This window comes from Streptomyces sp. P17 (genome assembly GCF_032436805.1).
Taxonomy (GTDB): Bacteria; Actinomycetota; Actinomycetes; order Streptomycetales; family Streptomycetaceae; genus Streptomyces.
In genome coordinates, this window is record NZ_JAVRBF010001280.1 from 1 (window position 1) to 248 (window position 248).

General features: G+C 62.1%; 1 protein-coding gene. It reads right to left on the minus strand.

The window, feature by feature from the left end:
- A partial coding sequence (locus RMT89_RS44685) for a hypothetical protein (protein WP_315889477.1) occupies positions 1-248 on the minus strand: 248 nt, incomplete at its 5' end.

Below are 248 nucleotides of genomic sequence, written 5' to 3' on the forward strand. Positions count from 1 at the left end.
TCACCGCTTGTTCGTGGTGACGCGCAAGCCGGGCAAGCTGGTGGTGCTGAATTCCGACACGGGCGCATCCCTGGCCAGCTTCACCGCCCCGGAGCGTACCGACGAGGTGGTATTCGACGGCACGTAGAAGATGCTATGAGGCGTTTCAAAGCCCGTGACGGTCTTCAGGTGCGCGCCACTCTTCAGATCGAACACTTCCAGGGTGCCGTGATCCTCGGCGGCCAGGAACAGGCGGTTACCCTTGGCAT